This window comes from Streptomyces albidus (ex Kaewkla and Franco 2022) (genome assembly GCF_013870515.1).
GTDB classification, from domain to species: domain Bacteria; phylum Actinomycetota; class Actinomycetes; order Streptomycetales; family Streptomycetaceae; genus Streptomyces; species Streptomyces albidus.
The window spans coordinates 1-24,027 of sequence record NZ_JACBXA010000022.1; the positions used below are offsets into that span (position 1 = coordinate 1).

A 24,027-nucleotide genomic window follows, 5' to 3' on the forward strand; every position below is an offset into this window, starting at 1 on the left:
CGGCCCGCCGCGACACGCTCGCGCAGAGCGCCCGCGGCGGGCCGGCCCCGGATCGGTCCGGCAGGAACTACGCGGCGGCGAGCTCCTTCTCCTCGACCTCGGCGTCGACTTCCTGGTGGATGCGGTCGCAGGTGCGGCTGATGAGCCGCGAGACGTGCATCTGCGAGATCCCGAGCTGATCTGCGATCTTGCTCTGCGTCATGTCGCAGAAGAACCGCAGGTACAGGATGTGACGCTCACGCTCCGGCAGGCGGCGCAGCCGCGGCTTGACCGACTCCCGGTAGATCACGTTGTCGAAGCCCGGCTCCTTGCGGCCCATCGTGTCGGCCAGTGAGTAGCCGTCGTCCGCGCCCGGCAGCTCGGCGTCCAGGGAGAGGGTGCTGTAGCTCTCCAGCGCCTCCATGCCCACCAGCACGTCCTCCTCCGTCATCCGGGCGTGCTCGGCGACTTCGGCGACGGACGGGCTGCGGCCGCTCATCGAGAGGCTCAGTTCACGGCGGCTGATGCGGACCCGGTTGCGCAGTTCCTGCACACGACGCGGGACGTGCACACCCCACATGTGGTCACGGAAGTGACGCTTGATCTCGCCCACGATCGTGGGCACCGCGAAGCTCTCGAAGGCGCTGCCGCGGTCGGGGTCGTAGCGGGTGACGGCCTTCACCAGGCCGAGCGAGGCGACCTGCTGGAGGTCCTCCAGTGCTTCACCGCGGTTACGGAATCGCTGGGCGAGCCGCTCCGCCATGGGCATCCAGGCCCGAACGACTTCCTGACGCAGTTCTTCCTTCTCCGGTCCCTCGGGAAGGGAGACGATGCGGCGGAAATCGGCGGCGGTGTCGGGGGCGTCGTCATGAGGGTGGCGTGCGCGCTTCGTTGCGGTTCGCTCGGTCGTCATCTTCGGTCGACCTCTTCCCATTCCCATCGGTGTCCTGCATTTGAGCAAACACCGCGAGAACAGGCACAGGCGGTAGGACCTCGACGGTCCCGAGGGGACGCACTGGTCCCGCTCCCGCGGATGTGCCTTCTTGCCGAAGCACGTGATGGTTCGTCTGCCCGTGCCCCCTGGCAGCAAACGTGGCTTCCCCCAACCCACTTGTGCGATACGCCACCCGTGCCTGCACCCCGCCGCCCCGGGGGTTTCCGGCAACTCCGCCCGGTAACCCGAGGACGTCCCCGGGGCCCGAGAGGAGCGCACATGACCGAGAAGGTTTCCGACTACATCCTGCGCAGGCTGCGCGAGTGGGAGGTCGAGCACGTCTTCGGATACCCCGGTGACGGCATCAACGGCCTCCTCGCCGCGTGGGAACGCGCCAAGAACGAACCCCGTTTCGTGCAGGCACGTCACGAGGAGACCGCGGCGCTCGAAGCAGTCGGATATGCCAAGTTCAGCGGCAAGCTGGGCGTGTGCGCGGCGACCTCGGGCCCCGGTGCCGTCCATCTGCTCAACGGGCTCTACGACGCCAAGCTGGACCACGTACCGGTGGTGGCGATCGTCGGGCAGACGGCGCGCTCCGCGATGGGAGGGTCCTACCAGCAGGAGATCGATCTGCACTCCCTCTACAAGGACGTCGCCTCGGAGTTCCTGGAGACGGTCACCGTCCCCGAGCAGCTGCCCAACGTGCTGGACCGTGCGATCCGTACCGCTTACGCACGCCGCGCCCCGACCGCTGTCATCATCCCGGCCGATGTGCAGGACCTCGTGTACGAGCCTCCCGGCCACGAGTTCAAGATGGTGCCCTCCAGCCTCGGCAGCAGCGGCTGGCAGGCGGAACCCAGCGAGGCCGCCCTCGATCACGCCGTCGAGGTGCTCAGCGCCGGCAGGAAGGTGGCCGTCCTCGTCGGGCAGGGTGCGCGGGGCGCGCGGGCGGAGGTCGAGCAGATCGCCGACACCCTGCAGGCCGGAGTGGCCAAGGCACTGCTCGGGCTGGACGTGCTGCCGGACACCCTTCCGTACGTCACCGGCTCCGTCGGGCTGCTGGGAACCCGGCCGAGCTACGAGTTGATGCAGGAGTGCGACACCCTCCTGACCATCGGTTCGAGCATGCCGTACAGCCAGTTCCTGCCTCCCTACGGCAAGGCGCGCGCCGTCCAGATCGACCTGGACCCGCACATGGTGGGGATGCGCTACCCGTACGAGGTGAATCTCGTCGGTGATGCCAGGACCACCCTTCGGCGGCTGCTGGCCAAGCTCCCTCACAACGACGAAGGGCTGGAGTGGCAGGAGGAGTTGATGGCCTCCGTGGACCGCTGGAAGGAGGTCATGCGTCGCCGCGCGGAGGTGAGCGCCGACCCCGTCAATCCCGAGTACGTGGCGCACTGCCTCGATCCGCTGCTGCCCGACGACGCGATCATCACCGCCGACTCCGGTTCGGCCACCAACTGGTACGCGCGGCATCTGACCATGCGCGGCTCCATGCGCGGCTCGCTCTCCGGGACCCTGGCGACGATGGGCTGTGCCGTTCCGTACGCGATCGGCGCCAAGTTCGCCCACCCGGACCGGCCCGTGGTGGCTCTGGTCGGCGACGGCGCGATGCAGATGAACGGCATGGCGGAGCTGATCACCCTCGCCAAGTACCGCCTGGCCTGGGAGGATCCGCGGCTGGTCATCGGGGTGTGGAACAACCGGGACCTCAACCAGGTCACCTGGGAGATGCGCGCCATGAGCGGGGCACCGCAGTTCGTGCCTTCGCAGTCGCTGCCCGACGTCTCCTACGCGGCCTTCGCGAATTCGCTGGGGATGACCGGCATCCGCGTCGACGAGCCGGAGGACGTCGAAGGCGCCTGGCGGGCGGCACTGGAGTCCGGCGGCCCCGCCGTGGTGGAGTTCATGACCGATCCGGCGGTGCCCCCGATCCCGCCGCACGCGAACTGGGACCAGGTCGAGGCGACGGCCGCGGCGATCATCAAGGGCGACTCCGACCGCAAGGGGATGCTGAAGCAGGGCATCAAGGCGAAGGTCCAGGAGTTCCTGCCGGGCGCCAAGCCGCACCCCTCTGAGCGGACGAAGAAGGCGGAGGCCGCCGGGAGTGACGAGGTGACCGGCTCCTCGCAGAGTGCGGACGGCCCCTCGCCGGGCGACAGCCCTTCACCGGGCGGGAAGGTCTGATCCCTCCCCGGCTCACACGCCCGACTCACACGCCCGCCCCGCTCCAAGAGCGGGGCGGGCGAGGTGTGACGGCCCGGGCCGGCGTGGGCGGTCGGGGCTGACCCGGGCCGGGTCCGTCGTCCACAGCGGCGGTACGAAACCGCCTGCGGTACGGCGCCGCGAGTACCCGCACGGGTCGATCCGATTCCCGTTCCCCCGTCAGCGAGTTCGGGGGAACCTCGGGAACCGCGTCACCGGAGAGAGGGGCCCCGGGCGGTCACCGGCCGCGAGCGCGGGCGCCCTCCCTCGTACGGCCCGGGGTGATCGGCCGGTCCGGGTGCCGACGCAGATACTCGGCCTCCAGCTCGGTCATGCGCACGCTGTGCGCGGCCAACGCGTCCGCCGGCGCATGCAGCAGAGTGTCGTGGCGGGTGCGGTGAATGGTCTCCAGCTCCTTGAGAAGGTCCGCGTCGCTCAACTCACGTGGATCGATTCCCATGAATCTTCCTTTCTGGTTCCTCTCCGGTCCTGCTCCGGCCCTTCTCCGGTCTTTCTCCGGCCCTCGCCGGTCCGCTCCGCCCTCCCGGCCCGCTCCGGGCCGATCTCCGCACGGGGCTGTGCACTGCGACGACCTGGTCGGGACGCCGGACCGGCCGTTTCTCGTGTGGCCCGCGACCGTACGGGTACCCGGTCTCGGCAATCCAAGGAGGGAATCAATGGAACTCGGATTCCTCGGCCCGCTCTTCGAGCGCCAGGGCCCCTGGGCGTCGGTGTACTTCGACACGACGACGGCCTCCGAGGACGCCGCGGCACGACAGAAGCTGACCGCCCGGTCGGCCTGCGACAGCCTCAAGAGCCAGGGCGCGGACGACGACACGTGCAGCGCCATGTACGACACCCTCGTCTCACTGCCCCGGGGAGCGCAGCTTCCCGGGCGCGCAGTATTCGCCACGCACGGTGAGGTGGTCCTCGACACGGAGCTGACGGTCCCGCCGCCCGGCGGCGGAGAGCCGCTCACCTCCTGGCAGACACTCCCCCGAACCGGCCCCCTGCTCGAACTCGCGGACAGCGACCCTTCGTGCCTCGTCGCCTTCATCGACCGCCAGGGAGCCGAATTCGAGCTGCGCGGCCCCGTCCACGCCTACAGTGCGGGCCGGGTCACCGGCAGTGACTACCCGTTGCGCCGCACTCCCACGGGCAACTGGTCCGAGGGGCACTTCCAGGCCGCGGTCGAGAACACCTGGGAGCAGAACGCCGCGGAGATCGCAGAGGAGCTGCGCGTCCGCTGGGACAAGTGCGGAGCGGAGCTGCTCGTGCTGGCGGGGGACGCTCGCGAGCGCAACTCCGTGTACGACCAGTTGCCGCCCGACCTGCGTGAACGCACCTTCCAGGCGGAGCACGGCGTACGCGCCGACAGCGGCCCCGACGGCCCCGCCGCGAACACCTCGAAGGGGCGGCGGCTGCTGGAGGAGGAGATCACCGAGGCACGGGAGACGTACGGGCGACAGCGCTCCGCGAAGGTCCTGGAGCGCTTCCAGGCCGGGCGTGCGCCCACGGACGACGGCCGGCTCGATGCCGCCGAAGGCGTTCCGGCGCTGGTCGAGGCCGCGCGTGAGCACCGGATCGGTGTGCTGCTGGTACGTCCGGAAGGCCCCGACAACCACCGCGAGGTCTGGGCGGGGGACGATCCCGACCAGATCGCGGTACGCCGCTCCGAGGGCCAGTACCTCGGCGCGACGGAACCCTGTTCCGTGCGGGCCGACGACGCGCTGATGCGGTCGGCGGCGGCAACGGGCGCCGACGTTCTGCGCGTACGGCCTGAGGACGCACCCGAAGGCGTGCCGGAGGATCTGCCCGACGGCGGTCTCGGTGCGTTGCTGCGGTGGCCCTACGAAGGAGCACCTGAAGGAGGTGGAGCCGGTGGCGGACAACATGCAACGGGGTAGCGACCAGCTGAGCGCCCACCGGGACGAGGAGGCCAAGCGGGAGTTGGAGGGCTGGCTCAGGTCCGGTCACCCCACGCGGGCCGAGGAGTGGGCCGACGCCGAGCCGTCTGCCGACGACGACCCCGAGATCACCGAGCGTCCCGTCGGGATGCCTTTGGCGCCCGAGGACCGCAAGGAGGCGGACGACGAGGAGGTGCGCTCCGAACTCGCCCGCCACCTGGGACGCCATGCCTTCCCGGCGGACCGCAACGGCCTCAAGCGCGCGCTGATGGATCAGTACGCGCCGGACTGGCAGGTGGAGACCGTGCGGGAGCTGCCGAAGGACGGCGGCACCTACCAGAACGTGCAGGAGGTGATGGCCGCGCTGGGCCGGAAGCCTCAGTCATAGGGGTGAACCGGCCGCACGAGCGGCCCGCACATCACATCGACGACCGGTCGCTCAGCTCGCGCCCCCCGAGTTGACGTCCGAGTGGCATCCGGCCCTCGCCTGCCCGGCGGGGGCCGGATGCTGCCCTGGGTCGGATCTGCGGGAGCCCGCATGGGCCGGGTCACGTGGAGGCGAAGGTTTATGGACATCCTGGTCAGAGAAAGCGAAGCTCCATGGCAGACATCACCGGACGTGTGGGGCAAGGGCTCCGCAGCCTCCGCCGACAGCAGACCCCGGCAACGGCCGTGCAGCGTGTGCGCGCGCTGTTGCAACGGCCCGGCACCGGAGCCGCAGCGACACCACTGAAGGCGACGTCTGCCCGGCAACGGAGCGCCTCCACGATCCCTTCCTGGCGGGACTGGCCCGCCTTGAAGGCGTGGTCGAGCGCGGACCGTTCGGTCTTCGAGCTGGTGGCCAGCCGTGACTGGCCGGGTCCCGAGCGGATCCTCCCCCGGCTGAGCAGGAGCGCCAATCACGGACGGCTGTGGTTCGCGGTGGCCGGTGCCGTCGCGCTGTCCAACACGCCTCGCGCCCGCAGGTGCGCCGCCCGCGGGCTCGCGTCCCTCGCTGTCGCCTCCGCCACCGTCAACACCCTCGGCAAGCGCTCGGTGCGGCGTCAGCGTCCGCTGCTGGACGGGGTGCCGCTGATACGGCAGTTGCACCGCCAGCCCGTCACCACGTCCTTCCCGTCGGGGCACGCCGCCTCGGCCGCGGCGTTCGCGACAGGCGTGGCCCTGGAGTCGCCGCGGTGGGGTGCGGCAGTGGCGCCGCTGGCGGCGGCGGTCGCCTTCTCGCGCGTCTACACGGGCGTCCACTACCCCAGTGACGTGCTGGTCGGTGCGGCCCTGGGCGTCGGCTCGGCGTTCGCCGTACGGGGCGTCGCCCCGACCCGCTCCCAACTCCCCTCGCCGGGACGCCCGTTGGTGGACGCTCCGGCGATGCCGGAAGGCTTGGGTCTCGTGCTCGTCGCGAACTCCACGTCCGGGTCCCGCGTCGAGGAGCCGGACGGCGAGCCCGATCCGGACGCGGAGCCGGAGGAACCGGCGACGCTCGGCGTGGTGCGGAGCATGCTGCCCAAGGCGGAGATCATCACCTGTGACCCCAGGTCCGGGCAGCTCGGCGAGGTCTTGGAGCAGGCGGCGGACCGCGCGGCTCAACTGGGAGGCGCCCTCGGCGTCTGCGGCGGCGACGGCACCGTGAACACGGCGGCGACCGCCGCCGTTCGTGCAGACGTCCCCCTGGCGGTACTCCCCGGCGGCACGCACAACCACTTCGCATACGACCTGGGCATCGAGGAGTTCGCCGACACCTGCCGGGCGGTGCAGAGGGGCGACGCCGTCGCGGTCGACCTCGGGCGCTTCAGGGCGCAGCCCGGCTCCACGGCTGACCAGGGCGAGGAGGGCCGCACCTCCGGATACTTCCTCAACACCTTCAGCCTCGGCGCGTACCCGGAACTCGTCCGCCTGCGCGAGCGGTGGGCACACCGCATCGGACCGTGGCCCGCGGGAGTGCTGGCCGCACTGCACGTGCTGCGCACCAGCGGGCCGGTGGAGGCCGGACTGGGCGGCAAGGAACGGGCGTTGTGGCTGCTCTTCGCCGGCAACTGCGCCTACCGGGTCGGCATGGCGCCGGTGCGGCGCCACGACCTGGCGGACGGGCAGCTCGACGTCCGGCTCGTCAAGGCGGGCCGCTGGGCCCGCATGCGGCTCTTCGTCGCGGCGCTGACCAGCGCCGTGGACCGCTCGCCGCTGCACAGCACGACACGCCTGCGCCGTCTGGTGATCAGCGACATCCCGCCGGGGACGCACCTGACGTACGACGGCGAAGTGGCCAAGGCACCCGGGCGGTTGCTCCTGGACAAGCAGCACGAGGCGCTGACGGTCTACCGTCCGCTGGACATGTGAGCCCGCCCCTGGTGCGGTGACGCTCGTAACACCCCGGGCATCCCTGAAGATCGAACGGCCGTGTGACATACGGTTGTTCATGGTCACGGAAGCGGATGCCGAACGGGGCGGGGCATGGAACTCCCTGACGGCACAGCTCGAGTCGGACGCGTGAACTCATCCCAGTTCATGAGACGCCTCTGCCCAGCATGTGGGCCCCGCGCCTACCCTGCCCCCATGCCGCATGAGACCGCCACCTACACGCACGGGCATCACGCCGCCGTGTTGCGCTCGCACACCTGGCGTACCGCCGAGAACTCCGCCGGGTACCTGCTCGGTGCGCTGGAGCCGGAGATGCGGGTGCTCGACATCGGGTGCGGGCCCGGCACCATCACCGCCGACCTCGCCGCGCTCGTGCCGGAAGGCCACGTCACCGGTCTGGACGCGGCCTCCGGCGTGCTGGAGCAGGCCCGGGCCACGGCGGGCGAGCGCGGGCTGGACAACGTCACGTTCACGACCGGCGACGTGCACGCCCTCGACCACGCCGACGACAGCTTCGACGTCGTGCACGCCCACCAGGTGCTCCAGCACGTGGGCGACCCCGTACAGGCGCTGCGCGAGATGCGCCGCGTGTGCAGGCCCGGCGGCATCGTCGCCGCCCGGGACTCCGACTACGGCGCGATGTTCTGGTACCCGCACAGCGACGGCCTGACGGAGTGGCAGGACCTGTACCGGCGCGTGGCGCGCGGCAACGGCGGCGAGCCCGACGCGGGGCGTCAACTGCACGCGTGGGCACGCCAGTCGGGGCTGACGGAGGTCACCGCGTCATCGAGCACGTGGTGCTTCGCCACGCCCGGGGAGCGCGAGTGGTGGAGCGGCCTGTGGGCGGAACGCACTCTCGCCTCCTCCTTCGCGAGCTCCGCTGTCGACGGCGGTCACGCCACGACGGAGCAGCTGCACGCGGCGGCTGACGCGTGGAGGGAGTGGGGTGCGCAGGAGGACGGGTGGTTCGGTGTCCCCCACGGAGAGATCCTCTGCCGGTCCTGACGTCTGCGGAGTCGTCCAACTAGGCTCGGGCCATGGACATTCTGGGGACTTCACTGCGCGTGTGCGTCGAGGATCTGGACGCCGCGGTGCCGGTGTACGAACGACTGGCGAGCGCCGAAGCGGTGCGATTCGCGCAGGGACCGGTGGCGGTGGCCGCCGTCGGACCGTTCTTCCTGATGAGCGGTCCGGCCGAGCATCTGGAGATCCTTCGGAAGATCGCTGCGACGCTGGCCGTGAAGGACGTGGACGAGGCCGTCGCTGATCTGAAAGCCGTCGGCGCGCAGATCATCGCCGGGCCGAAGGAGACCCCGATCGGCCGCAACGTGGTGGCGCGCCACCCGGACGGCAGCGTGTTCGAGTACGTCGATCGCCAGGGCGCCGACCAGTAACTGCGGCCCGCCAGGGTGCGGACCAGTAGCGACAGACTGCAAAGACGCGGAGAGACGCGGACCAACAACTGCGGCCCGCCGCGCGGACCGTCACCGGGAAGGGAGGGGCGGGCCTCAGTGGGCCCCGCCCCTCCCCCACCGCAGACTCAGGGCACGACGACGATCTTCCGTCCCTTGCCCGCCGCGAACCGCTCCAGGGCGCCCGGGTACTCCTCCAGCGGCATCCGGTCGGAGATGAAGATCTCCGGGTCCAGCACACCGCCCGCGAAGAGTTCGGCCGCGCGCTCGTAGCTGTGCAGGACGGCCATGGAGCCGGTGATGGTGATCTCCTGGTTGTAGATCTTGTACGGCTCGATCGTCGCCGTCGTCGCGTAGTCGGAGACACCGAACTGCAGGAACGTTCCGGCCTTGGCGACGCGCCCCAGCCCGTCCTGGATGGCCGCCGCGTTGCCCGTGGCGTCGACGACGAGGTCCCAGCCCTGCGGGCGGCCCAGCTCGTCCGCCGTGGCGGCCGCCGCCGAACACCCCAACCGCCGTGCGGTGGCGAGCCGTTCCTCGTTGAGGTCCAGGACGTCGACGCTTGCCGCGCCCGTGCGCTTGGCCAGCTCCAGCATCATCAGGCCCATCGTGCCCGAGCCGTAGATCAGTACGTGGGAGCCGAGTTGGCTCTTCAGCACGTCGTAGCCGCGCACCGCGCAGGACAACGGTTCGATGAGGGCCGCGTCCTGAGTGCGTATGTGCTCGGGCAGCTTCACGCAGTTGGCGACGGGAGCGACAGCGTACTCGGCCGCACCGCCCGGCGCGGTGACGCCGATGGCGGCCCACCGCTCGCAGAGGTTGTTGTGGCCCGTACGGCAGTAGCGGCACTCGTAGCAGTACAGGGAGGGGTCGACCGCGACCCGGTCGCCGACGGTCAGTTCGCTGATGTCGCTGCCCACGCCGACGACCTCGCCGGCGAACTCGTGGCCGGGCACCAGCGGCAGCGACGGGGCGAACTCGCCCTGCAGGATGTGCAGATCGGTGCCGCACAGCCCGCACGCCGCCACCTCGACCACCACGTCGCGGGGGCCGGGGGCCGGGTCGGGCACGGTCGTGATGCCGACCTTGCCGACGGACTCGACGAGTGCTGCCTTCATTTCACGGCTCCAAGAGACAGGCCCTGGACCAGCTTGTCCTGGGCGGCGAACCCTGCCGCGAGCACCGGCAGGGAGATGACGAGCGACGCGGCGCACACCTTCGCGAGGAACAGGCCCTGGCTGGTGATGAATCCGGTCAGGAACACGGGTGCGGTCTGGGCGATCACACCCGTGAGGACCCGGGCGAAGAGCATCTCGTTCCAGCTGAAGATGAAGCAGATCAACGACGTCGCGGCGATGCCCGGCATCGCGATCGGGGCGACGACCCGGGTGAGGATCACCGGCAGCCGGGCGCCGTCGATCTGTGCCGCCTCGATCAGTGCCGTGGGCACCTCGGCGAGGAAGGACTGCATCATCCACACCGCGATCGGCAGGTTCATCGAGGTGTAGAGGATGACGAGCAGCCAGATGTTGTCGAGCATGCCGGTGTTCTTGGCGAAGAGGTAGATCGGCAGCAGTCCCGCGACGACGGGCAGCATCTTCGTGGAGAGGAAGAAGAAGAGCACGTCCGTCCACTTGCGTACGGGCCGGATGGACAGCGCGTACGCCGCCGGCAGCGCGAGCAGCAGCACGAAGAGGGTGGAGACCACGGACGCGGTGAGCGAGTTGGCGAGGGAGAACCATGGACTGGGTCCTCCGCCGGCGCCGAAGAACTCGCGGTAGCCGTCGAGGGTGAGCGGTGCGGCCAGCGAGGGCGGGTTCGTGGCGGCGTCCGTCTCCGAATGCAGCGAGGTCAGGGCCATCCACAGCACCGGCAGCACGAAGAGGATGCCGGCCAGCCAGGCGATCAGGCCCAGTCCGGCGTTCCTCCTGCGCACGCTCTTGGGCGCGGTGTTCGCAGCGGCTTTCGCGCCGCCCTTCGCCTCGGTGCCGCGGACGGTGCTTCCTGTGGCGCTCATGAACGGGCCTCCTCGTTGAAGAGGGACGAGACCACTCGCAGCGCGAGGGTGGCGATGATGATGGAGCCGATCACGACCAGCACGCCGGCGGCGGAGGCCAGTCCGTACTCGTGCCCCTGGTAGAAGGTCTGGTAGATCGAGTACGGCAGGTTGGCGGTGCCGAGCCCGCCGGAGGTGATCGTGAAAACCGCGTCGAAGTTCTGGACGATGTAGACGGTGCCCAGCAGGGCGCCCAGCTCCAGATAGCGGCGCAGGTGCGGGAGCGTGATGTAGCGGAAGACCTGCCACGCGCTCGCGCCGTCGATCCACGCGGCCTCGACGGCCTCGGAGGGACGGCTCTGCAGCCCCGCCAGCAGGATCAGCATCATGAACGGCGTCCACTGCCACACCAGCGACGCCTCGACGGCGCCCAGCGGCATTTCGGCGACCCAGTCGGGCTGGGCTGCCCCGTCGCCGAGGATCCAGTGGAGCGCGCCGTTGAAGAGGCCGTACTCCGGGTTGTAGAGCACGTGCTTCCACAGCAGCGCCGCTGCCACGGGTACGAGGAGGAACGGCGCGATCAGCATCGTGCGCACAGCTCCGCGGCCCTTGAAGCGGCGGTCGAGCAGCAGGGCGAGGAGCATTCCCAGCACGAGGCTGACGAGCACGACGGTGACCGTCAGCAGGATCGTGGTGAGGACGGACTTGCGCAGCTCCGGATCGCCGAGCACCTCGCCGTAGTTGGCGAGTCCGGCGAAGGTGCGGGCCTCCGGATACAGGGCGTTCCAGTCGAAGACGGAGATCACCAGCGTTGCCACCATGGGCAGTTGCGTGACGATGATCAGGAACACCAGGGCGGGGAGCAGCGGGGCTCGAGTGACCCAGGCGCGCAGACGCGCGGGGGGCGCCTGTGGTGCGGAAGGCCGCGTTCGCGGCGCCTGTGCGCCGGGCGCGGTGGTCGTCGCGGTCGGTGTGCTACTCATTGGCCACGTCCCTCGTACTCCTCGGAGACCTCTTCGGCGAGCTGCTGTGACTTCTTCAGGGCCGTCTCGACGGACTGCCGCCCGGCGATGGCCGCGCTGAGCTCCTGGGAGACCTTGGTGCCCAGGTCCGAGAACTCGGGGATGTCCACGAACTGGATGCCGATGGTGGGGCGTTGCTGCACCCCCGGGTCACGCGGATCGGCTTCGGTGATGGCCTTGCGCGTGGTCTCGCCGAAGGCGCCGGCGGTCTTCTTGTACTCGGGGATGTCATAGGTGGAGGCGCGCTTGCCCGCGGGTACGTTCGCCCAGCCGAACTCCTTGCCGACCAGCCGCTCGTACTCCTTGCTGGAGGCCCAGGAGATGAACTTGTAGGCCTTGTCCTGGTTGCGGGAGGCCTTCTGCAGGCCCCAGGCCCAGCTGTAGAGCCAGCCCGAGGACTTCGTCTTGACGGTCGGGGCGGGCGCGTAGCCGATCTTGCCCTTGACCGGGGACTTCGCCGCTTCGAGGGAGCCCGCTCCCGAGGTGGCGTCGTACCACATCGCCGACTTGCCCTGCGTCATGTTGTTCAGGCACTCCGCGAACCCGGACTGCGTGGCACCCGACTCGCCGTGCTTGCGCACCAGGTCTATGTAGAACTTCGCGGCCCTGGTGAAGCCGGGGTCGGTGAGCTTGGCCTTGTAGTCCTTGTCGAACCACGTGCCGCCGAAGGTGTTGACGAGCGTGGTCAGCGGTGCGATCAGCTCTCCCCAGCCGGGCAGCCCGCGAAGGCAGATGCCACTCATGCCCTTCTCCGCGCCGTCCGCACGGGCCGCCAGCTTCGCGACCTGCGGCCAGGTCGGCTTCGCGGGCATCTTCAGGCCCTTCTTCTCGAAGACGTCCTTGCGGTACATCAGGAAGGACGACTCGCCGTAGAAGGGTTCGGCGTAGGTCTTGCCGTCCTCGCCCTTCAGCGACTCGCGGATGGGGGGAAGGATGTCTTTCTGGTCGAAGGCCCGGTCCTTCTTCAGATAGCCGTCCAGCGGCTTGAGCCACTCGTTCTTGGCGTAGATCGGTGCTTCGTAGTTGCTGATGGTGGCGACGTCGTACTGGCCCGCCTGATTGGCGAAGTCCTGGCTGATCTTGTCCCGGACGTCGTTCTCCGGCAGCGTGGTGAAGTTGACCTTGATGCCGGTCTTCTTCGTGAAGTGCTTGGCCGTGAGCTTCTGCAGCTCGACCATCTGCGGGTTGTTCACCATCAGGACGTTGATGGTGTCGCCGCCTGTGGCGAGGCTGCCGGCTCCGGCACAGCTGGCCAGCAGCACATTGGCTGTGACGACACCGATGACTGCGCGCGTCCTGTGGCGGCTGTGACTGCGCATGAACGGTCTCCAGGTCATAGGGGGACGAAGCGGGCACGGCAGGGCCGGGCCGGCGTGGGCAGTGGTGGGATCCGGGTGCGACGGGCCGGTCAGACCCTGATCACTTGAGGGCCGCGGAGCGAATATCTGTGAGCCTCGGAGGCGGGCAGCCCGGTCGAGGTGATGACCGCTTCAAGGTCACCGACCTCGGCGAAGCGGCAGAAGCTCACGGCGCCGAACTTCGTGTGCATGCCCGCGAAGATGCGCCGCCGTGCCGCGCGCATCGCCTGGGCCTTGACCTCGCTGACGGCCGGGTCCGGTGTGGTGAGGCCGTGTTCGCGGGAGATGCCGTTGGCGCCGATGAAGGCCAGGTCGATGACGAATCCGGCGAGCATCTTCGTCGTCCAGTGGTCGACGGTGGCCAGGGTTCCGCCCCGTACGCGGCCGCCGAGCAGCAGCACGGTGATCTCGTCGGCCGAGGCGAGCGCCCCCGCTGCGGCGAGGGAGGCGGTGACCACGGTCAGCGGACGGTCGCGTGGCAGGGCCTCGGCTATGAGCTGCGGTGTGAAGCCCTCGTCGATGAAGACCGTCTCCGCCTCGCCGAGGTGTTCGACCGCGGCGGCGGCGATGCGGCGCTTCTCCGGTACGTGCATGGTCGTGCGGAAGGCGAGCGTCGTCTCGAAGCCCGCGCTCTCCACCGGGTAGGCACCGCCGTGCGTGCGGCGAAGCAACCCGTGGGACTCCAGAACGCGCAGGTCCCGTCGGACCGTCTCCTTGGCGACACCCAGTTCGGCGGCGAGCACGGCCACGTCGACGGAGCCGCTGCGGCGTGCCGCTCCGACGATCTCGCGCTGCCGGTCCTCCGCACTCATGGGCGGCACTCCCCTCTCCGTACGGTCACCGCGCTGCCCGTTCGGGCCCGTGTGGAGAGTTGTACAGCTCCTCGAGCACGGGGACCAGGCACGGTGCAGACGGGATCGCGCCCGTTTCTGCCCGTTTCATCGTCACGCCCGGCACTCGTGCCCAGGGAGGAGAGGGGCTCACTCCGGACCGGCGGTGCCTGTTCCCGTGCGGGGACTGCCCGTTCCACGCCCGTTCGGGCCTGCCGGGCCCCGTTCAAAGGGTTTCGCGGCCCCTGCAAGCGAAGTCCGAACGGTCATCGCCGCGCGTCCTCAGACGGGGCGCTTCACGAGGGGCGCATCCGGAATTCGTACCGCTCGGGCAGCGGATCGTCGCTGATCGCCGCCCACGTCTCGCTGAGCACCTCGTCACCCTCGCGGAGGTCGTCGACGTCGAAGCCGTCCTCGAACACCGCGCGGGCCGCCGCCCTGTCCCCCTCGGCCAGCAGCACCTGCGCCCGCAGCAGTTGCAAGCGTCCACGGGAGCGCATCTCGGGCGGCAGATCCTCCAGGACGGCCCGCGCGTCTCCGGTGCGCCCGGCGGCGAGCAGTGCGGGCACCGCTTCACGTACGAGTGCCGCCAGGGTCGAGGAGTCGCAGCCGGAGGCCTGCGTGAGGGCCGCGAGATAGCGTTCGGCGGCACGGTCACGGTGCAGGCGGGTGTCCCCTTCGTGTACGTCCGCGAACGCGAGGCACCTCAGCGACCAGGGCGTGGGCGCAGCCGCGACCGAGCGCTCCCAGCTGCGTACGGCCTGAGCGCGGTCGCCCGCGTGCCACTGCGCGACGCCCAGGTGGTAGTCGGTCAGCGGCCCTGAGGGTGCGCTCTCCAGCTGGTCCCGCCAGGCGTCGGACACCAGCGACGGCACGGGTACGGGCGCGGGTGAGCCCTCCGGGCCGCCGGCTCGGGCGTCGTCGGCGAACCCGCCCTTCGTCAGCAGCTCCAGCCACGGACGCTGCTCCTCCCCGATCGTCTCCCGGGGGAAGGGAGTGCCGGGCAACTCGTAGCCGCCGCGCGCCACTTCGAGGGCGCCCCAGCCCGAGCCGGTGGCGAGCAGCTCGCCCTCCGGCTCGGCGTCGGCAGACGGCCGCCAGGCCGCGTAGGCGGCGTCCACGTCCGCCCGCGGAAGCGCTTCCTCCAGCCGGGCCGCGGTGTGCGTACGGGCGGCGTCCCAGTCCTCACCGTGGACGGCGTCCGGGTCGGCGGTGAGCGGCCCGTACGCCTCGAGCCAGGCGAACTCCTCCCCCGCTCCGAGCGGGACGTGCTCGAGCTGGGTGCGCGCGAGACCCGCCTGGATCTCCGCGTAGCCGCCGGTGCCCGGTTCGGTCAGCCACTCCTGCCATCTCCGGCCGCCCGGTCCGTGGCCCCACACGAAGAGCTTCCGCCCCCGCAGAAGATCCGTCGAGGTCTGGACGAGCCCCCGCCCCTCCTCGTCGAGGGAGGCGATCCACCTGCGCTCGCGCTGCGGGAGCTCGTAGAAGTAGTCGGCCGGGAACTCGCTGCGCAGCGGATACGAGCGGTCCACCCCGTCCCACTCGGGCACGGGGATGCGGCGCAGCCGGCGCTCGTACGCGAAGTACCAGGTCTCCTCGGCCGGGACGAGCACCCGGGTACGCTCCTGCTCCGGCACCGCGATGTTGGACCACCAGTAGACGGGCACGGTCCACTCGTGCGGGTTGCGGATGCGGGCGCCGACGTAGAGGAAGTCCGAACCCTCGGGAAGCCACAGGTCGACCTGGAACGGGGTGTCGCGCAGCCGCTCCCACTCCCACAGGCGCAGCATGTCTCCCCCAGCTGCCGCCGGGTTGGGCCCCCAGCCGCCAGGGGCGGGCACGCGCGCGGCGTGCACCGGCGCGCAGGAGAGCGTGGTGTGTCCGGTCGCGCCGATGTTCCACTCGATGCCGCCGGAGAACCAGGCACCGTTGAGGGCGAAGTCGGCCGGTTGCAGAACGGGGTTGCTGTAGAGCAACTCGCGGCCTGTCGGCTTGTGGAACAGCGAGTGGATGCGGCCGCCGAGCCCGGGCAGGACGGTCGCGCGCAGCCGGTCGTTCTCGAGGACGAGCGCGTCGAGTGCGGCAGGGGTGCGCTCGCGGGTGTAGCCGTCCAGGATGCGGGTGGGCAGCACGGAACGCAGCGGCGCGTAGCCGACCTGACGTGCCATCTCGGCGGGCAGCTGGGCCCGTTCGCGCTCGTCGACGGTGTGCATCTCATCGAGCGGAAGCAATGGCGGCAGCGGATTCTCGGGGCCGACGGGGGCGAGGGGGAGGGTCACTGTGGTGTGGCGCAGCGTCGTCGGCACGGCTACCTCGATCCTCGTCGCGGGCGTGGAGCGCCCTTTCGGGCCTCGGCGTCGCCGGGTCCCGATGACCATGGAACACGGTGGACGGCAGCTTGAACAGGCCGCGCCCCGTCCCAGGTGAGCTGCGTGTTCAACCGTCCTGCGGGTCCGGGTGGTCGATCTTGTGCGCGGAGGCGGCGGCGTATCCGGCCGGCACCTCGATGTCGCTGATCCGCCAGCCCGGAGGCGGCACCGGGGCCCCGGCGGTGCCGACGTAGGTGACCGAGGGGTCCTCGCCCAGGCCGGTGCCCGTGCCCTTGAGATAGGCCTCCTTTCGCGTCCAGCAACGGGCGAACGCGGCGGGACGCCGGGGCTCCGCAAGCGCGGCCAGTTCCGCTTGCTCGCGGGTGTGGAGGGCACCGGCCACCTCGGTGGCGAGGCGGAGCTCTGGATGCTCCTCCACATCCACGCCCACCGGAGTGGACGCGAACGCCAGCAGCACCAGGTCGCCGGCATGGGAGAGCGAGAAGTGCAGCGGATCGCCGGGAAGTGACGGGCGGCCGTGCGGGCCGCCGCAGAGCGGGCAGCCGGCCCGGACCAGGGTCACGGCTGAGGGTGTCCCGCCGAGCCGGGCGGCGAGTTCGCGCCGCAGGGCGGTGTGCGCGACGCGATAGCGGTCCCGGTCCGCCCGGAGTCTGAACGCGGCGGCGCGGGCCTTCTCCTCCTCGGACAGGAACGGCAGGTCGCGGGCGGCCTCGTCTGCGTGGGCCGACACCCGCAGGACCCGGACGTCGACGGTCGCGCCGAGGCCGGCGTCCTCGGCGCTGCGCGAGTGCGGGGCCACGGCTGCGTAGCGTCCTGCGTCCCGGGGTCCGGAAGTGGTCGGCATGGTACGAACGTACCGTGACCGATGACGCCCTCTTCCCCTCCTCCCTCCCGGTGATGACGACGGTTCGCGGCACGGCGAGCGGGCGTGAATGGCTCGGTGAACTGCCGTCCCTGGTCGATGAGTTGAGCAGCCGCTGGGAGCTGCGGCTGGCCGCCCCGTACCACGGCGGCAGCTGCTCGTGGGTCGCCGCCGCGCAGCGCCGGGACGGTTCACGCGCCGTGCTGAAGGTGACCTGGCCGCACAGGGAGGCGCGGCCCGAGGGAGAGGTTCTGCGGCTGTGGGCGGGACGCGGCTCCGTGCTGGTGCACGAGCACGACGAGCAGCGCTACGCACTGCTGCTGGAGCGCTGCGATCCCGGCACCGAACTGGGGTCGGCCGGGCACATCCCGGCCGAGGAACGGCTGGTGCTGGGAGCGGAGGTGCTGCGCGAGCTGTGGGCGTCGGGGCAGGGCGCGCCCGCGGCGGACTCGCGGATCGAGCGGTTGTCGGACGTCGCCGGGGAGTGGGCCGACCTGGCCGACGAGCGGGCGGGAAGGCACGAGTGGCCCGCGGAGGTGGACACCGGGCTCTTCACGCTGGGGGCGCGGCTGCTGCGTGAACTCCCGTTCAGCGCCGGGCACGAGGCCGTCCTGCACGGCGACTTCAACCCGGGCAACCTGCTCGCCGCGGAGCGCCGGCCGTGGCTGGCGATCGACGCCAAGCCCATGTACGGGGATCCGGCCTTCGATCCGTGGCGGCTGATCGAGCAGATCGACGATCCGTTCGCCCACCCGGAACCCCACAGGGTGCTCAGACGGCGTACGGCACTTGTCGCCGACGCGCTCGGCGAGGACGCGGCGAGGCTGCACGCCTGGGCGCTCGCGCGGCACGTCGATCACGTGCTGTGGTCCGTGGACGGCGGCGGCGGCCTCTCAGACAGCGTGGAGCTGATGCGGCGGGCCAGGATCCTGGCGGACGTGGCCGGGCTCTGACGGCTCCTCCCCCTCCGCCGCCCAGCTCTCGGCACTGATCCCTCGCGGGGATCGAGCCTCGGGACGCTCGCGGTTTCGGGGGCCCGGGCCTCGGGTCTCCGGTCTCGGCTCGGGCTCTGCGTCTCGCCGGCTACTCCCCCGTCGCGCCGTCCGCCAACTCCCGCGCCACGTCGAGCTGGCCGACGTGCCGCGCGTACTCCTGCAGCAGGTGGAAGAGGATCCACGCCAGCGACGGCGCCTCCTCCTCGGTGGGGAAGCGGCCGCCGAGCCTGGCGTGTGCGTCCAGACGGGCCTCGCGGACGATCTCGCGGGAGCGGTCGCACTGTGCCCTGAAGGCGGCGATGATCTCGTCCACAGAGACCCCGTCCGGCACCCGCCATTTGTCGTCCCCGCCCCGGTCACCCCACGGGTCGGGGATTCGCTCGGCCTCGAAACCCCAGCACAGCCAACGGCGTTCGACGTAGGTCAGGTGCCGCACCAGCTCCAGCGGCGACCAGCCGGACGGCAGCCGGCTGCCGCGCAGCTCCGCTTCGGCCAGCCCGTCCAGCTTCCGCAGCAGCGTCTCGCGGTAGTAGTCGAGGTAGCCGCGCAGCAGCACGTGGGGGTCCGCGACGGACGGGTCCGGCTCGCCCGGGGGCAGCGGAGGGATGGAGGGTTCGGTGAGGGTCACAGCAGCCCCGGTTCGTCGTAGGTGAGAGTACGGGCGTCCGCGTCCAGCACGGCCGGGACGCCCAGGGGGACAGTCGGGGTCGAGGAGCCGTGGCCGAAGCCGAGCTCTTCGACGACGGGGACGCCGAGCGGTGCCAGCCGTTCCCGCAGCACATCGCTGACCTCCTCATGGTCCCCGCAGTCGGTCCAGGAGCCCAGAGCGATGCCGGCGACTCCTTCGAGCCAGCCGGAGCGCAGGAGTTGGGTCAGCAACCTGTCGAGGCTGTAGGGCGGCTGGTCTATGTCCTCCAGCAGGAGGATGCCTCCCGCAGCGGACGGGCGGGCATGCCTGGTGCCGCGCTCGGCGGCCAGCAAGGAGAGGTTCCCGCCGAGGGTGATGCCGTGGGCGCGGCCGGGGACGAGGGTGCGGGCGGCTGTTCCGAGGCCGATCTCGCGGACCTTCTCCGGGGTGAAGAGCGTCTGCCTCAGATGCTCACGGGTCGCCACGTCCTCGAGGAAGGAGGCCGTGGCCGTCATCGGTCCGTGCAGGGTGGCGAGACCCAGCTGCTGGGCCAACGCCTCGTGCAGCACGGTGAGATCGCTGTAGCCGACGAAGACCTTCGGGGCCGCGCCCCGCAGCAGCTCCCAGTCGAGCAGGTCGAGGACGCGCTGCGAGCCGTAGCCGCCGCGCGCTGCGACGACCGCTGCGAGTGACGGGTCGCACCAGGCGGCCTGGAAATCGCTGACGCGGTGCTCGTCGACGCTTGCCAGATGGCGCAGACCGGGGTGGGGGTTTAGCACGTGCCGTCCCACGACGGGCTCCAGACCCCACTCGCGCAGGACGTCCAGCCCCGCCGCGAGCCGCTCCGGCGGGACCGGGCCGCTGGGGGCGACGATGCCGACCCGGTCGCCCTGCTTCAGCCGGGGCGGCCTCGTCAGGGCACGCGGACCCGTCGCGGGTGCATCTCCAGCGGAGGTCGCCTTCGTGTCTCCCCGCACGCCCGGCCCGGTCACCGGCTCATCTCCAGGACCGGCACGTCGCGCCGCTGGATGCCGAAGGTCTGTACGTACAGGGCGAGTTCGGCTTCGACCGTGCGGATGATGGTCTCCGCGCGGCGGAAGCCGTGCCCCTCCCCCTCGAATGTGAGGTAGGCGTGCGGCACCGCCCGGGGGTCGACCTTCTCCAGGAAGCGGTCGCACTGGACGGGCGGACAGATCACGTCGTCCAGGCCCTGGAGCAGCAGGAAGGGCGTGTCGATCCGCTCGGCGTGCTGGAGGGGTGAGCGTTCGCGGTAGCGCTCGGGGACGCGCTCCAACGGGCCCACGAGCGACTCGAGATATTGGGACTCGAAATCGTGGGTCTCGCCGGTGGCCCAACCCGTCAGGTCCAGGATCGGGTAGCTGATGGCCCCGCACGCGTACAGCCCGGCGGTGCCCGGGGAGGTGAGGGAGGCCGCGGTCGTCCAGCCGCCCGCGCTTCCTCCGCGCAGGGCCAGCCGCGCCGGGTCGGCGTCGCCTTCGGCGGCCAACTGCCGTGCCACGGCGGCGCAGTCCTCCACGTCGACGACGCCCCACTGCTCCCGCAGCCGGTTGCGGTACGCGCGGCCGTAGCCGGTCGAGCCTCCGTAGTTGACCTCGACGACGCCTATGCCGCGCGATGTGAAGTAGGCGATCTCCAGGTCCAGTACGAGTGGCGCCCGGCTGGTGGGCCCTCCGTGCGCCCACACCACGTACGGGGGCAACTCGCCCTCGGGGGCGGCGTATCCGGGGTGGTGGGGAGGGTAGACGTGGGCGTGGATCTCACGGCCGTCGGGACCGGTGAACGTGCGCTCGCGCGGCTGGGGATAGTGGGCGGGGTCGACGGCGTCCTCGTGCTGCGCGGCGACGACCAGACTGTGCCCGGTGACCGTGTCGAGCTCGACCACCTCGTAGGAGCTGTGCGGCCCGGCGGCGACGCCCACGACGCGCGTGTCGGCCACCGCCAGCCCTGCCCACTCGGTCCACGGCCCGCCGGCGTCGGCGAGTTGGCCCGTCTGCGGGTCGAGAATGCCGAGCCGCATGGCACCCCGCCCGTGGAGGGTGGCGATCAGGCCGTTCGGCAGGGGTTCGAACCACCGGTGGCCGATGCGCCACAGACCGGCCGCGAACTCCTCCTCGCGGGGGCACAGAGCCGACTTCTCGCCGGTGCCGTCCCCGTCGAGGTCGATGCGCTGCAGGTTCCACCAGCCGCTCTCGTCGGAGGCGAGAAGCAGGCCGCCGTCCGGCGCCCAGTCGACCTGTGACACCGACTCCTCGGCACCGCCTGCAACGACCCTCACCCCCTCGAACGTGCCCTTTCCGGTGACGTCCGCGACCTTCACGACGGTGCCGTCCCACGGCATCGCCGGATGGTCCCAGGCGATCCACGCGACGCGGCGGCCGTCCGGTGAGAGACGGGCTCCCGTCACGAACCGGTTGGAGTCGTCGGTGAGCTCGCGGACACGGCTTCTGTCCTCGGCCGCCGAGCCGTCCAGAGGCACGGCGGCCAGCAGCCGCCGCACATCGGTGGGGCCGTCACCCGTGAACTCCTCCAGCACACACCACACTTCGGCCCCGGCCGGCCCGTCCGGCACCACCACCGGGTCGCACCATCGCAGCCCGTCAGGGCTCAGCTGTGAGACCGGGGTGAGGGGGCGCGGCACCGCGCCGGGGACGTCCGGCTCGTACGCGTACAGCCGCTGGTCGGCGTAGTGGGTGAAGACGAGCAGCGGCCCGCCCTCCTGCCTTGCCGCCCCGGCCCAGGGCAGACCGCCGTATTCGATGACGCGGTTGCGCACGTTCCACGGGGCGGGCAGCACCGACTGCGCCACCTCGCCTCCGAAGGCGGGCAGCCGCATCAGGACACGACGGCCGCCCTCGTCGGGGCGTGGCTCCGTCCACCACATCTCCTCACCGACGGCGCCGAGGTACTCGGGGCGTCCGTCATGGGAGGCGACGAGCCCGGCATCGATGGGGGACGGCCAACTGCCGTACGGGGCGGTGGTGATCGCCATTGTGGTGTCAGCCTCCAGGGTGGCCGGGATTCAGAGAGCGAGGAGGGCGCGGTCGAGCACGCGGACGCCGAAGTGCAGCGCGTCCACCGGGACGCGTTCGTCCACGCCGTGGAACATGGCGTGGTAGTCGAAGCCTTCGGGAAGCTTGAGCGGCGAGAAGCCGTATCCGACGATTCCCAGGCGCGAGAACTGCTTGGCGTCCGTGCCGCCCGACATGCAGTACGGCACGACGTGGGCTTCCGGGTCGAAGTGCTCCAGCGCTTCGCGCATCGCGGCGTACGTCGGGGAGTCCAACGGGGCCTGGAGCGGGACCTCCCGGTGGTGGAACTCCCAGTCGACGTGCGGCCCTGTGAGCTCGTCGAGGGTCTCTCCGAACTCGTCCTCGCCGCCGGCCAGCATCCGGCCGTCCACGAACGCGGTGGCGCTGCCCGGGATGACGTTGATCTTGTAACCGGCGTTCAGCATCGTGGGGTTGCTGCTGTTGCGCACGGTGGGCTCCATCAGCGCGGCTGCGGGGCCGAGTTCGGCGAGGAGCTTGTCGACGTCGAACCCGGGTGCGTCCAGGTCCGGCTCGTCCAGGCCGCGAACCGCGGCGAGTTCCATCAGGGCGGCGCGCACCGTCGGTGTGATCCGCTGCGGCCATTCGTACTCACCGATGCGGGCGACGGCGGCGGCGAGCCTGCTCACGGCGTTCGCACGGCTGACCTTCGAGCCGTGTCCTGCCTTGCCGCGAGCGGTGAGCTTGAGCCAGGCGGTGCCGCGCTCACCGGCGGCGACCGGGTACAGACGCATCCCTTCACCGGCGTGGAAGGTGAAGGCGCCGGACTCGCTGATGCCTTCCGTGCACCCTTCGAAGAGGTCCGCGTGGTGCTCGGAGAGATAGCCGGAGCCGTAGTCCGCGCTGTCCTCCTCGTCCGCGGTGAAGGCCAGCACGATGTCCCGGCGTGGCCGGACACCGGCCCGGGCCCAGGCACGGACGGTGGCCAGCACCATCGCGTCGGCGTTCTTCATGTCGACGGCTCCGCGGCCCCACACGACGCCGTCGCGGATCTCACCCGAGAAGGGGTGCACGCTCCACTCGGCGGGCTCGGCGGGGACGACGTCGAGGTGGCCGTGCACGAGCAGCGCGTCCGCGTCCGGGTCGGTGCCGGCGATCCTGGCCACCACGTTCGTCCGCCCGGGGGACTTCTCCAGCAGGACGGGCTCGATCCCGGCATCCGAGAGGCGTTCGCCCACGTACTCCGCGGCGGCCCGCTCAGATCCGTCGCCGCCGCCCCGGTTGGTGGTGTCGATCCGGATCAGCTCCGAGGTGTACGTCACCGCCTCGTCCAGGGCCTGCTGATCGATGTGCTCAGCCATACTGCTCCTCCACCGCTGCCGAGACGATCGTCGTGACCGCCTTGAACGTACGGATTCCTTCGTACATGTCCGGGGAGGTGTAGGCCACGCGACGCTCACCCGTGCACTGCACGCCCGGGACCACACTCGCGGCTCCCGCCAGGTGCTCGGCGTCGAACTCCAGCTCCACCGTGTGCTCCTGCACCGGGGACGGGTCCGTGCGCCCGGCCAGGGCGACGGCCTTCCCGGCGGCGGCCCTGATGTCCTCGGCGGTACGGCCGGGCGTGCGGCAGACCGCCGAATACCGCGAGACGTAGTCCTTCACGGCCACGCCGAGGGCGTCGGGTGCGTATCCCTTCGCGTCCTCGACGGTGCGGTCGTCTCCGGTCACCAGGATCACCGGCACGCCGTACTCCTCGACGACCAGGGCGTTGAGCAGGCCCTCGCTCGCGCGGGCTCCGTCGACCCACACACCGGTGATGGAGTTGGGCAAGTACGTGTGGGCCAGCACGCCTTCGGTGCCGGCGCCGGTGTGATAGCCGATGAAGGCGATGCCGTCCACGTCGCCGTGCTGCACGCCCTCCACCATGCTGAGCGACTTGTGGCGGCCGGTGATCATCTGCGCGCGGTAGTCGAGCTGCTCCAGGAGGAGGTTGCGCATCGTCCAGTGCGCCTCATTGATCAGCACTTCGTCGGCGCCGCCGTCGAAGAAGCCCTTCACCGCCGCGTCGACGTCCGAGGTGAACATGGGGCGGCACCGCTCCCACTGGGGCGTGCCGGGCAGCACGTCCGCGGGCCAGGTGACACCGGTCGCGCCTTCCATGTCTGCGCTGATGAGGATCTTCATGCCGGGAACGTTACGCGGT

21 protein-coding genes are annotated in these 24,027 nt (G+C 70.9%); 7 read left to right on the plus strand and 14 right to left on the minus strand.

The window, feature by feature from the left end:
* Window positions 1–67: 67 nt before the first annotated feature.
* Window positions 68–892 carry a SigB/SigF/SigG family RNA polymerase sigma factor gene (locus H5J26_RS06255; protein WP_181764699.1) on the minus strand — a complete coding sequence of 275 codons (825 nt, stop codon included), beginning with the start codon at window positions 890–892 and terminating at the stop codon, window positions 68–70.
* 300 nt (window positions 893–1,192) lie between these two features.
* Here H5J26_RS06255 and H5J26_RS06260 point away from each other — a divergent pair, with 300 nt between their 5' ends.
* On the plus strand, window positions 1,193–3,103 hold the full coding sequence (locus tag H5J26_RS06260; protein WP_181764700.1) for a thiamine pyrophosphate-requiring protein: 1,911 nt from the start codon (window positions 1,193–1,195) through the stop codon (window positions 3,101–3,103).
* Window positions 3,104–3,359: 256 nt separating this feature from the next.
* Here the strand turns inward: H5J26_RS06260 and H5J26_RS06265 are convergent, their stop codons facing one another.
* Window positions 3,360–3,581: a DUF6158 family protein gene (locus H5J26_RS06265; RefSeq protein ID WP_181764701.1), complete on the minus strand. Its 222-nt coding sequence runs from the start codon at window positions 3,579–3,581 to the stop codon at window positions 3,360–3,362.
* Between the two features lie 217 nt (window positions 3,582–3,798).
* On the opposite strand from H5J26_RS06265, the gene H5J26_RS06270 reads away from it, so the two are divergent.
* The 5 genes from H5J26_RS06270 to H5J26_RS06290 all read left to right on the plus strand — a co-directional run bounded on the left by H5J26_RS06270 (window position 3,799) and on the right by H5J26_RS06290 (window position 8,774).
* On the plus strand, window positions 3,799–5,028 hold the full coding sequence (locus tag H5J26_RS06270) for a Vms1/Ankzf1 family peptidyl-tRNA hydrolase (protein WP_181764702.1): 1,230 nt from the start codon (window positions 3,799–3,801) through the stop codon (window positions 5,026–5,028).
* Window positions 5,015–5,416 carry a DUF2795 domain-containing protein gene (locus H5J26_RS06275; RefSeq protein ID WP_181764735.1) on the plus strand — a complete coding sequence of 134 codons (402 nt, stop codon included), beginning with the start codon at window positions 5,015–5,017 and terminating at the stop codon, window positions 5,414–5,416. The genes H5J26_RS06270 and H5J26_RS06275 overlap by 14 nt, the downstream gene beginning before the upstream one ends.
* 212 nt (window positions 5,417–5,628) lie before the next feature.
* A complete protein-coding gene (locus tag H5J26_RS06280; protein WP_181764703.1) occupies window positions 5,629–7,359 on the plus strand; it encodes a bifunctional phosphatase PAP2/diacylglycerol kinase family protein in 1,731 nt (576 codons plus the stop codon).
* A gap of 216 nt (window positions 7,360–7,575) precedes the next feature.
* Window positions 7,576–8,385, plus strand: coding sequence for a class I SAM-dependent methyltransferase (locus tag H5J26_RS06285; protein ID WP_181764704.1), 810 nt, complete (start codon window positions 7,576–7,578; stop codon window positions 8,383–8,385).
* 32 nt (window positions 8,386–8,417) lie between these two features.
* A complete protein-coding gene (locus H5J26_RS06290) occupies window positions 8,418–8,774 on the plus strand; it encodes a VOC family protein (protein ID WP_181764705.1) in 357 nt (118 codons plus the stop codon).
* A gap of 146 nt (window positions 8,775–8,920) precedes the next feature.
* On the opposite strand, the gene H5J26_RS06295 is transcribed toward H5J26_RS06290, so the two are convergent.
* The 7 genes from H5J26_RS06295 to H5J26_RS06325 all read right to left on the minus strand — a co-directional run bounded on the left by H5J26_RS06295 (window position 8,921) and on the right by H5J26_RS06325 (window position 17,172).
* Window positions 8,921–9,910, minus strand: a complete 990-nt coding sequence (locus tag H5J26_RS06295; RefSeq protein WP_181764706.1) for a zinc-dependent alcohol dehydrogenase family protein — start codon at window positions 9,908–9,910, stop codon at window positions 8,921–8,923.
* Window positions 9,907–10,809 (minus strand): carbohydrate ABC transporter permease, encoded by a 903-nt coding sequence (locus H5J26_RS06300; RefSeq protein ID WP_181764707.1) that lies wholly within the window; start codon window positions 10,807–10,809, stop codon window positions 9,907–9,909. The genes H5J26_RS06295 and H5J26_RS06300 overlap by 4 nt, the downstream gene beginning before the upstream one ends.
* A complete protein-coding gene (locus tag H5J26_RS06305; RefSeq protein ID WP_181764708.1) occupies window positions 10,806–11,771 on the minus strand; it encodes a carbohydrate ABC transporter permease in 966 nt (321 codons plus the stop codon). The genes H5J26_RS06300 and H5J26_RS06305 overlap by 4 nt, the downstream gene beginning before the upstream one ends.
* Window positions 11,768–13,129, minus strand: coding sequence for an ABC transporter substrate-binding protein (locus H5J26_RS06310; protein ID WP_181764709.1), 1,362 nt, complete (start codon window positions 13,127–13,129; stop codon window positions 11,768–11,770). Before H5J26_RS06310 ends, H5J26_RS06305 begins: the two co-directional genes overlap by 4 nt.
* An 89-nt stretch (window positions 13,130–13,218) precedes the next feature.
* Entirely contained in the window at window positions 13,219–13,980 is a 762-nt protein-coding gene (locus H5J26_RS06315; RefSeq protein ID WP_181764710.1) for a DeoR/GlpR family DNA-binding transcription regulator, read from the minus strand.
* A 314-nt stretch (window positions 13,981–14,294) separates the two neighbouring features.
* A complete protein-coding gene (locus tag H5J26_RS06320; RefSeq protein ID WP_181764711.1) occupies window positions 14,295–16,304 on the minus strand; it encodes a DUF5107 domain-containing protein in 2,010 nt (669 codons plus the stop codon).
* 130 nt (window positions 16,305–16,434) lie between these two features.
* On the minus strand, window positions 16,435–17,172 hold the full coding sequence (locus H5J26_RS06325) for a 4'-phosphopantetheinyl transferase family protein (protein WP_181764712.1): 738 nt from the start codon (window positions 17,170–17,172) through the stop codon (window positions 16,435–16,437).
* 14 nt (window positions 17,173–17,186) lie between these two features.
* Between H5J26_RS06325 and H5J26_RS06330 the strand changes: the two genes are divergently transcribed.
* Window positions 17,187–18,143 (plus strand): aminoglycoside phosphotransferase family protein, encoded by a 957-nt coding sequence (locus H5J26_RS06330; protein WP_181764713.1) that lies wholly within the window; start codon window positions 17,187–17,189, stop codon window positions 18,141–18,143.
* A 130-nt stretch (window positions 18,144–18,273) separates the two neighbouring features.
* On the opposite strand, the gene H5J26_RS06335 is transcribed toward H5J26_RS06330, so the two are convergent.
* Genes H5J26_RS06335 through H5J26_RS06355 form a run of 5 tightly spaced genes read right to left on the minus strand, consistent with a single transcriptional unit; the run spans window position 18,274 to window position 24,008 of the window.
* Complete coding sequence (locus tag H5J26_RS06335) at window positions 18,274–18,813, minus strand: DinB family protein (RefSeq protein WP_309237801.1); 540 nt, start codon at window positions 18,811–18,813, stop codon at window positions 18,274–18,276.
* Window positions 18,810–19,790, minus strand: coding sequence for an LD-carboxypeptidase (locus tag H5J26_RS06340; protein WP_181764737.1), 981 nt, complete (start codon window positions 19,788–19,790; stop codon window positions 18,810–18,812). The genes H5J26_RS06335 and H5J26_RS06340 overlap by 4 nt, the downstream gene beginning before the upstream one ends.
* Window positions 19,791–19,801: 11 nt before the next feature.
* On the minus strand, window positions 19,802–21,823 hold the full coding sequence (locus H5J26_RS06345; RefSeq protein WP_181764714.1) for an LpqB family beta-propeller domain-containing protein: 2,022 nt from the start codon (window positions 21,821–21,823) through the stop codon (window positions 19,802–19,804).
* Window positions 21,824–21,853: 30 nt separating this feature from the next.
* On the minus strand, window positions 21,854–23,182 hold the full coding sequence (locus tag H5J26_RS06350; RefSeq protein WP_181764715.1) for a M20/M25/M40 family metallo-hydrolase: 1,329 nt from the start codon (window positions 23,180–23,182) through the stop codon (window positions 21,854–21,856).
* Window positions 23,175–24,008 carry a M55 family metallopeptidase gene (locus H5J26_RS06355; protein WP_181764716.1) on the minus strand — a complete coding sequence of 278 codons (834 nt, stop codon included), beginning with the start codon at window positions 24,006–24,008 and terminating at the stop codon, window positions 23,175–23,177. The genes H5J26_RS06350 and H5J26_RS06355 overlap by 8 nt, the downstream gene beginning before the upstream one ends.
* Window positions 24,009–24,027 lie beyond the last annotated feature (19 nt).

Coding starts and splice junctions, on each gene's coding strand:
- H5J26_RS06255 (WP_181764699.1), bottom strand. CDS start 892: ATGACGACCGAGCGAACCGCAACGAAGCGCGCACGCCACCCTCATGAC.
- H5J26_RS06260 (WP_181764700.1), top strand. CDS start 1,193: ATGACCGAGAAGGTTTCCGACTACATCCTGCGCAGGCTGCGCGAGTGG.
- H5J26_RS06265 (WP_181764701.1), bottom strand. CDS start 3,581: ATGGGAATCGATCCACGTGAGTTGAGCGACGCGGACCTTCTCAAGGAG.
- H5J26_RS06270 (WP_181764702.1), top strand. CDS start 3,799: ATGGAACTCGGATTCCTCGGCCCGCTCTTCGAGCGCCAGGGCCCCTGG.
- H5J26_RS06275 (WP_181764735.1), top strand. CDS start 5,015: ATGCAACGGGGTAGCGACCAGCTGAGCGCCCACCGGGACGAGGAGGCC.
- H5J26_RS06280 (WP_181764703.1), top strand. CDS start 5,629: ATGGCAGACATCACCGGACGTGTGGGGCAAGGGCTCCGCAGCCTCCGC.
- H5J26_RS06285 (WP_181764704.1), top strand. CDS start 7,576: ATGCCGCATGAGACCGCCACCTACACGCACGGGCATCACGCCGCCGTG.
- H5J26_RS06290 (WP_181764705.1), top strand. CDS start 8,418: ATGGACATTCTGGGGACTTCACTGCGCGTGTGCGTCGAGGATCTGGAC.
- H5J26_RS06295 (WP_181764706.1), bottom strand. CDS start 9,910: ATGAAGGCAGCACTCGTCGAGTCCGTCGGCAAGGTCGGCATCACGACC.
- H5J26_RS06300 (WP_181764707.1), bottom strand. CDS start 10,809: ATGAGCGCCACAGGAAGCACCGTCCGCGGCACCGAGGCGAAGGGCGGC.
- H5J26_RS06305 (WP_181764708.1), bottom strand. CDS start 11,771: ATGAGTAGCACACCGACCGCGACGACCACCGCGCCCGGCGCACAGGCG.
- H5J26_RS06310 (WP_181764709.1), bottom strand. CDS start 13,129: ATGCGCAGTCACAGCCGCCACAGGACGCGCGCAGTCATCGGTGTCGTC.
- H5J26_RS06315 (WP_181764710.1), bottom strand. CDS start 13,980: ATGAGTGCGGAGGACCGGCAGCGCGAGATCGTCGGAGCGGCACGCCGC.
- H5J26_RS06325 (WP_181764712.1), bottom strand. CDS start 17,172: ATGCCGACCACTTCCGGACCCCGGGACGCAGGACGCTACGCAGCCGTG.
- H5J26_RS06345 (WP_181764714.1), bottom strand. CDS start 21,823: ATGGCGATCACCACCGCCCCGTACGGCAGTTGGCCGTCCCCCATCGAT.
- H5J26_RS06350 (WP_181764715.1), bottom strand. CDS start 23,182: ATGGCTGAGCACATCGATCAGCAGGCCCTGGACGAGGCGGTGACGTAC.
- H5J26_RS06355 (WP_181764716.1), bottom strand. CDS start 24,008: ATGAAGATCCTCATCAGCGCAGACATGGAAGGCGCGACCGGTGTCACC.